The sequence below is a fragment of the Bacteroidota bacterium genome, from assembly GCA_020161395.1.
Lineage (GTDB): Bacteria > Bacteroidota > Ignavibacteria > Ignavibacteriales > Ignavibacteriaceae > UTCHB3.
Genome location: JAIUOE010000017.1, coordinates 20,031 through 27,437, shown reverse-complemented (window position 1 = coordinate 27,437; position 7,407 = coordinate 20,031). Strand labels below are relative to the sequence as shown.

Annotated in this window: 7 protein-coding genes; all 7 read right to left on the bottom strand. The window is 41.8% G+C overall.

Annotated elements, in window-relative coordinates:
* Positions 1 to 1,099, bottom strand: a 1,099-nt coding sequence (locus tag LCH52_16635; protein ID MCA0390117.1) for a hypothetical protein, incomplete at its 3' end; no start/stop codon positions are given.
* A gap of 471 nt (positions 1,100 to 1,570) precedes the next feature.
* Positions 1,571 to 1,963, bottom strand: coding sequence for a hypothetical protein (locus LCH52_16630; GenBank protein ID MCA0390116.1), 393 nt, complete (start codon positions 1,961 to 1,963; stop codon positions 1,571 to 1,573).
* The gene (locus LCH52_16625; protein MCA0390115.1) at positions 1,960 to 3,216 is read right to left on the bottom strand and encodes a hypothetical protein; all 1,257 of its coding nucleotides are present in this window, start codon (positions 3,214 to 3,216) and stop codon (positions 1,960 to 1,962) included. Before LCH52_16625 ends, LCH52_16630 begins: the two co-directional genes overlap by 4 nt.
* A gap of 22 nt (positions 3,217 to 3,238) precedes the next feature.
* On the bottom strand, positions 3,239 to 4,003 hold the full coding sequence (locus LCH52_16620; protein ID MCA0390114.1) for an AAC(3) family N-acetyltransferase: 765 nt from the start codon (positions 4,001 to 4,003) through the stop codon (positions 3,239 to 3,241).
* 20 nt (positions 4,004 to 4,023) lie between these two features.
* Positions 4,024 to 5,043 (bottom strand): fumarylacetoacetate hydrolase family protein, encoded by a 1,020-nt coding sequence (locus LCH52_16615; protein MCA0390113.1) that lies wholly within the window; start codon positions 5,041 to 5,043, stop codon positions 4,024 to 4,026.
* A gap of 62 nt (positions 5,044 to 5,105) precedes the next feature.
* On the bottom strand, positions 5,106 to 6,212 hold the full coding sequence (gene hisC / locus LCH52_16610; GenBank protein ID MCA0390112.1) for a histidinol-phosphate transaminase: 1,107 nt from the start codon (positions 6,210 to 6,212) through the stop codon (positions 5,106 to 5,108).
* Positions 6,213 to 6,231: 19 nt separating this feature from the next.
* Positions 6,232 to 7,395 (bottom strand): homogentisate 1,2-dioxygenase, encoded by a 1,164-nt coding sequence (locus LCH52_16605; GenBank protein MCA0390111.1) that lies wholly within the window; start codon positions 7,393 to 7,395, stop codon positions 6,232 to 6,234.
* Positions 7,396 to 7,407 lie beyond the last annotated feature (12 nt).

The following is a 7,407-nucleotide window of genomic DNA, read 5'->3' as shown; positions in this document are numbered from 1 at the left end:
TAGTTGTTATCTGGTTACTAATTGTGTTTTGAAGACCCGGATCATTAAAAAACTCATTATACAGTTCATCATGAATTGCGATTGCATCTATGTAAGTAGTCACTTTATCCTCATATCGGATACCAACTTCAACGACCTTGCCAACAATGTCTGAAGCATATTCTCTAAAATGAAAAGCTGTATCAGTTAAGGTTACCCACTCCATATTTGTTGATGATAAATCTGACTTTCTGATAATCATTTCAATCGATCTGGCAGGGATACTTTCCATATTGTTACTACCTGTAACCCCATGTGTGTTTAATTGTGGATTAAAAACACTACCTGATTCTTGAGCCCCGGATGCAGGAACAATTTTCAGTTGCACTCTGAGTACAACAGTTGTATCATTGGTTGTATCAGAATCGATCATTGCACGAAGAGAAATGTAGTGCTGCTCATTGGTATTTGTGAAATGAATCCTGTTTACTTTTCCATAAATCATGTAACTTTTAAGTATATCCTCTTTGTTATAGCGAATCGCTTTCCGAACATGGTATGGTACTTGCGATACTGTTATAGTTGTATCAGTCCCGGTTATATTAGTCCCAACCCAGGAAGGTATCAAATCAGGGTGTGAATTCATAAACCAGGCACTGGATTGGTACTCCGTACCAAACCCAAAATTATCAATTTTAGCGAGGCTAAAAATGCTGGGTGCTCCAACCTGAAAGGGATAATTATCCCTGTCCTGTCCCTGGGCTTTTAGGTATTTTCCGGTTTCAACTCCTAATAATTCAGGAGTAAAGGAGCTCCACTCGAGGTGCATATCGAGTATTTTTCGAACACGATTGTAGTCACCGGGTTTTGTGCTAATCGTATCCGCCCAAGAAACTGAGTGAGTAATCCCAAGGGAATCCATCATTGTGCTTATCTCTTTGGTGCTGAGTTGAAGGCCTTGGGGATCGAATGGTTGTCCCCAATCGTAGGGAGGGATTCTGTAGTTTACATATCCGTCAAAGAAGGAGATGTAAGGAAATATTGTTTTACCCATTTGCCCATATATATGGGGGAGGGTATTAATAACGATAAGTAATAAAAATAGGAATATCTTTTTCATCTTAATCTCACGATTAATTTTTATAGTTTTTGGACTAATGTCCTGGTAATAATTGATAAGCTAAATGGTAAAGTAAACCATTTTTTGCCTGGTGCGCTTAACCGGGGTGGGAAGAGAGATATGAAAAATGGAGTTATCCCTGATAACACCCTGAAAAGGTTGATTCTTAATGACATGAAGAGAATTTCAACTCTTCTTTTTTAGTATGGGCTTGTTTCCGTTTGCTCCGGGAATAAATTATAAATAGGTTTATTTAATGTAATCATAATTTTATTTAAAGTCAAGAGGGGAAAAAAATATTTTTTTTCATTCAGTTTTACTGAATATTGTAAAAATATTGGCTATAAATTAAAGTCAAAATTTGTGTTGCCATAATACAAAAAAAGGCTGCCCGATAATTACAGCGGGCAGCCTTAAATTTATGATGCTACTTCGTTACTCCGTTACTTCACTACTTCAAAAGTTGAAGTTTCACTCACTCTTCTTCGCAGGATGAAAAAACATCACAATTCCAAATGACAATGCAAAAAGAAAATAGATTGAAGTAAGAACCCACATTCCCGGGAGGTTTGGTTTTTCAGAGAGGACTCTTCCGAAAGCGAATGTGCCGATCAGGAAGTGAGAAAAATTCCCCATTGCAAGTGGTCTGGAATAAATTCCCCCGATAATTGCCTGCCGCTGCATCCAGTTCATAATTGCGAAACCCATGTAGAGTGCTGCCATAATCTGAATAAGCATGTCGGCTGCCCCGTTCGATGAGATTTTAAGGTGAACAAGCAGTTCTTTGGAGAAAAAGGATGACAAAAATCCAAACAATGCCAGTGTGATGGCACTCAATGTCATTAATATCCTGGTATTTATCATTTTAGTTTGATTTCCGTATAATTGAATAGTTTTTCGATGTCTTCTTCGCTTACGGTTCTTTTCTCGTCATTGAGTTCAATGAGGTAAAGGAACCCTTTTGGATTTCCGAGAGAAGAATAGATATCCAACAGTTTCTGCTGGTCGCTGCTTATGAGAATTCCTTTATCGTCCCATAATTCTATACCGCTGAGACACCCGTGAGTCGGTACATTTGGATAAAAAACCTCCTTAAGATAGTACCTCTGATCGACAGTGGTTCCGTGCATTACAATGTCGAACCTGCCTGCCTTGCCTGCGTAGAAAGACTCCATAACAGGGAAATATTCTCTCCAGCTTTCGGGGAACAATTTCCTGTAAAGTATCGAATCGCTCTCCCCTTTAAGGTTCGCTTTTGAATTGTAGAATGTGTTGTTATCGGTTTCTGAAGGCATAAACAACCTTATCCTTGGAGTAGGTCCGATCAACTTGGCTGCGGAATTGTAAACACCCGTTACAGAGAAAACCCCCTGCGGTGAATTTCCGTTAGTAAGGTACCCGGGCATGTTCGGAAGTGCTCTGGCAAAATACGGTAGTGTCACCAATTTACCCGAATTGTCCCGAAGAAACTCGCCATTCTTCCTTCTGAAGACAATTCTGCCGGCATAATTTCTGTCATTACGAACAAACATGAACATCCTGAATACAGAAGTATCTTTTCCGTAGTTCAGGAGATCAGTAACCGGGGGAAGTTTTTCTCCCCCTTTTGCTTTCATCGAGAGATTTCCGATCAGTGCCTGAAGAATCGGGTTATTCAGTTCCCCTGCGAATTTTGTTTTGGCAAGTTTTTCGTATTCCTGCATTTCTGATACACTAAGGTCGCAGTAATTAACTGCCATCGCAAAAAGTTTGACATTTGAAGTTTGTCCCGCAAACTTTTCAGCAGACACTTTAAACTCACCCCTGTAGAGTGTGAAAGCCGTTTGAAGTATTCTCCTTTGTATATCGGAGTCGAATTTAATGAGAGAATCCATCATTGATCCGAGGAAAGCCTTAAACTCGGGACTCCTGTCCATCGTCAATTCTGCAGCCCACAAACCATTCGCCATAATATCAGCGTTTTTAAAGTTTGCCGGTTTTTGGCACTCCGTGATTTTCAGTTTTAACTCATTGTAAAAACTGTCTTTTCTCGCAAGAGTCGCAAAATCAAAAAAGACGGATTGAGAGAGCAATGTTGAGACGGACAGTAACATAAGCAGTAAAATTCTATGAGGCATTAAAAATTCTCCGATATATTTTTTATTTTTGAAGGATCAGTCTTGAGTGACAGGTTTTGCAACCTGATTTACAGAGTAATACAAATGGATTGCGATCAATAAAGGAAACAAATTTATCCCTCAACCACAGAGGCTCAAGAATGTAAAACTTGAATCGGGTGGAGAGGCTTTTCAGTTCACCATCCGCCAAAAGATAATTTTCAAAATCCCTGAATCCTTTCGCACACCCGGGAAACTCAATTACAGGATAAACCCCCGAATTTGACAAGGACAAGGGCATTGCCCCCATATGCTCCCACGGGTTAATGTGAATGTAAGGCAACTGCTCTCTGTTTTCGAGGTAGTGCAGGTGAGTCAGGGATTCAAATCCACAGCCGATCATTACGATTCTTGCTGAGGCATTAGACTGAATAATCTCACACATCGAACCTTTCCCCAAAGGAGAGACAGGATTGTTCGACCAGGACAGTCCCGTCCCCTCACCCAGGAACAGGAAGGAATGAGACGGTGAAGAAGTTCTGACCACACCCGGATACTTCCTGAATCCTTCAGTCAAGGCTCCGGTTAAAGAATGAGTTGAATCTCTGTCGAAAGGGAGAGTTTCCTTGAACCGGTTAATGAAATTATAACTGAAAGACGGCATCACCAGGGTTGTATCGTCGCTTTTAACAGAACAGAGTGCGGAAATGAAGTCAATTGGACTCGAATACCCGCCAAATTTTTTGATACAACTAAATGCAGTATGAAAAAGGAGAAAATTTCCCGATCCGGTTATCTCATTAACCAAGAGATTATATTTTCATACTATTAAAGGATCAGTTTCTTTTTCGCAAGGATGCTGTAATCGTCAACCGATCTTCTGATTGTATTTGTAAGTCTTCCCAATCCTTCAATTTCAAGTTCGATTTCATCCCCTTCTTTCAACCATACTGGAGTGAAGTCTTCTCCTTTTTCCTTCGCTTCAAGCGCTGCGGTACCGTTTAATTCAAGGTAACAGCCTGTACCGACTGTTCCGGAACCGATTATGTCACCGGGATAAAGATCGACGCCGTATGAGGCTCTCTCTATCAACTCAGCGAAAGTCCAGTCCATCTGACTCAGATTTCCCTCGGAGATAAGCTTTCCATTATGTCTGGCTTTCATCGCCAGATCAAATTTGTCACCGTAAGGTGTGGCAATTTTTCTTCCTTCGAGCTCATCCGGAGTAACTAGCCACGGTCCGATTGCAGTTGCGAAATCCTTCCCTTTTGCGGGTCCGAGATTAAGCAGCATCTCTTCCATCTGCAGAACTCTGGCGGAAAAATCGTTCATTATCATGTATCCGGCTATATAATTGTCGGCTTCATAGGATTTGATATTTCTACCGTGCCTGCCAATTACAATGGCTGCTTCCAGTTCAAAATCAAGTTTTTGCAGATGATCCGATTCTACAATGAGGTCACCGCCACCATAGATCGCATTGTGATTTGTGAAGTAGAAGACGGGAAACTGATCGAATTCGGCAATCATCGGAACTCCCCTGTTTCTTCTCGCCGTTGCCACATGCTGACGGAATGCATACCCGTCGCGGCAGGAGGCGGGATTCGGAACGGGAGGACCAATCGTGACCTCTCCGGCAGGAATACCGCCAATATTTCCCGAATGGAAATTTTTGATGATCATTTCAAGAATTCCCGAAGCATCACCCCAAACTTCGAGAAGCTCTTTCATGGAAGCGGGCAGTTTTTTTCCTGTCGAAACTGGGCCGTCTTCAATATCGACTATAACATCATTTATAAGAAGTGCCGCTCTAAACTTCGAGTCTTTTAGATAACTAACTAATTTCATTACATTCTCTTTATTAAAAAACAGGTGGTTTTGTTTCGGATTTTGGAGACAGTCCTTAAACTTCAGGCTTTCTCCCTAATCAGTTCCATTACTTCCACAATAATCTGAATTGCAAACTCAGTCTCCTCCTCTGTACCCGAGTTTATTCTGACTCCGTTTGGAACGCCAAAAGAGCCTGTATGCCTGAGTATAAGACCCCTGTTCAGGCACTCATCATTAAACTGAATTGCGGTGCTTTCGTCAGGGAAAATAAGCATAAGAAAGTTACCGACCGATTTGGTGTATCTGATTCCAATCTCATCAAAAGCCTGTCTGAACCGGTTTAAGGACCATTTGTTCAGTTCCGCTGTCCGTTTCAGGAATTCTGTGTCCCCCAAAGCCGCCATTGCTCCAATTTGGGCAAGCATGTTTGGTTCGAAGGGAAGTTTCACTTTGTAGAGCGACTGAATGAGCTGCGGATCGCCACATCCCGCTCCAATTCTCAAACCTGCCAAGCCGTAATCTTTTGAGAATGTGCGAAGCACCATCAAATTTTGCTTTTCGTATTTTAAACCGTCAGGATACTCCGGGTTTTCACGGGCATAGAGTGTATATGCCTCGTCCAGAACAATAAGTATGGATTCAGGAACCCTGGCAAGAAACTCATCAAATTTAGCCCTGGTGAACATTGTCCCAGTGGGATTATTCGGATTTGCCAGATAGATAATTTTCGTTTTTGGGTTAATCGCGTCATGAACAGCATCAAGGTCGTATGTAAAATCATCCATTAGGGTTTTTACACATTTAATATTATACTTGTCTGCGTTCACATACCAGCCAATAAATGTGCCCTGTGAGGTGATTACTTCATCGCCTGTTTCACAGACTCCCGAAATAATATATTGCAAAATCGCATCTGAACCGCTCGCCACGATTATTCGATCCTGATCGACCTCATAATATTGAGCCAGTTTTTTCGTGAGTGAGTAACATTTGGGATCGGTGTATCGGTGAAGTTCACCGAGATTTTCAGCGATTGCCTTGAGAGCAAGCGGAGACGGACCGAGGGGATTCTCGTTGGAAGCGAGCTTAACAATTTTGGTAAGCCCTTTTTCTCTTGCGAGTTCCTCAATCGGCTTCCCTGCTTTATATGGTGTAAGATTTTTTATGTGTTCAGGTAGTTTGATCATTGTTGTATCCGGTATTTAATTACACCTCAAGCCAGGAATTTTCATATCCTTCGATGAGTGTATCTTTTACATTTTCAGTTAGTCGAAGTGGTGCATAAGTATCAATCATGACCGCATATTCGAAAGTTTCTTTTGCTCCAATTGAAGCCTCTGTTTTCCCCGGCTGAGGTCCGTGTGGAATTCCCATCGGGTGAAGTGTAACCGACCCTTCGCTGATGCTCTTTCTCGACATAAAGTCGCCATCCACATAATAGATCACTTCGTCGCTGTCTATGTTTGTATGGAAATAAGGAGCAGGTATTGCCTGTGGATCGAAGTCGAACAATCTCGGGCAGAAATTGCACACTACAAAATTGCTCGTCCAAAAGAGAAGATGGACAGGCGGCGGCAGGTGGAGCCGTCCGACTTTTGGAGCATAGTCCTTGATGTTAAACGCATAGGGGTATAAAAATCCATCCCACCCGACAACATCAAAAGGGTGATGAGGTACATCATATTCAAAATGTCTGCCGTTCAGATTGACAATCATTTTGTAGTCCCCTTCCTCAAAATTTGGTTCGAGGTGTGAAGGTGGTCTGAAATCTCTTTCGTAATATGGTGCATCTTCTGTCAACTGACCATATTCGTTCCTGAAGTGCCTTGGTATTTCAAAGGGTGTAAGTGATTCAATTATAAGGAGTTTCACCTTATCATACGAGTCAAACTTCAACTGGTAAACCGTCCCTTTAGGGATGATCAGGTAGTCCCACTGCTGAAACGGAATGACACCATATTCGGAATACATCTTCCCGCTACCATGGTGGACGAATATCAGTTCTGACATCTGTGAGTTTTTATAGAAGAAATCAGCTTCCTCTGTAATATGGGCAGTGGAGATATTGCATCCTGAATTTCTCATAAACGACTGACGGGCGGTGAGAATATTACCCGGTGTTGTTTTTCTCCCTGTCACGAAGTGATAGTACTGAATCGGAGCATCTTCCCAGTCCTTTGTAGTAAATGGGAAAATTTCCCTGATTTCCTTTACCTGAGGAGGAATGTGAAAATGATATTTGTTGGAATATACTCCCGAGAAGCCCCTCGTACTGAAAAGTTCTTCCCTGTAAAGTGATTTTCCATCTGGTTTGTAAAATGTGGTATGCCTGCGGGGAGGCAATTCACCAAGTTTATAATAAAATGGCATTCTGTTCTCTCC

What these genes read in the sequence shown, in the direction of transcription:
- LCH52_16605 (MCA0390111.1), bottom strand. Translation starts at nt 7,395, where the DNA reads ATGCCATTTTATTATAAACTTGGTGAATTGCCTCCCCGCAGGCATACC.
- hisC (MCA0390112.1), bottom strand. Translation starts at nt 6,212, where the DNA reads ATGATCAAACTACCTGAACACATAAAAAATCTTACACCATATAAAGCA.
- LCH52_16630 (MCA0390116.1), bottom strand. Translation starts at nt 1,963, where the DNA reads ATGATAAATACCAGGATATTAATGACATTGAGTGCCATCACACTGGCA.
- LCH52_16625 (MCA0390115.1), bottom strand. Translation starts at nt 3,216, where the DNA reads ATGCCTCATAGAATTTTACTGCTTATGTTACTGTCCGTCTCAACATTG.
- LCH52_16615 (MCA0390113.1), bottom strand. Translation starts at nt 5,043, where the DNA reads ATGAAATTAGTTAGTTATCTAAAAGACTCGAAGTTTAGAGCGGCACTT.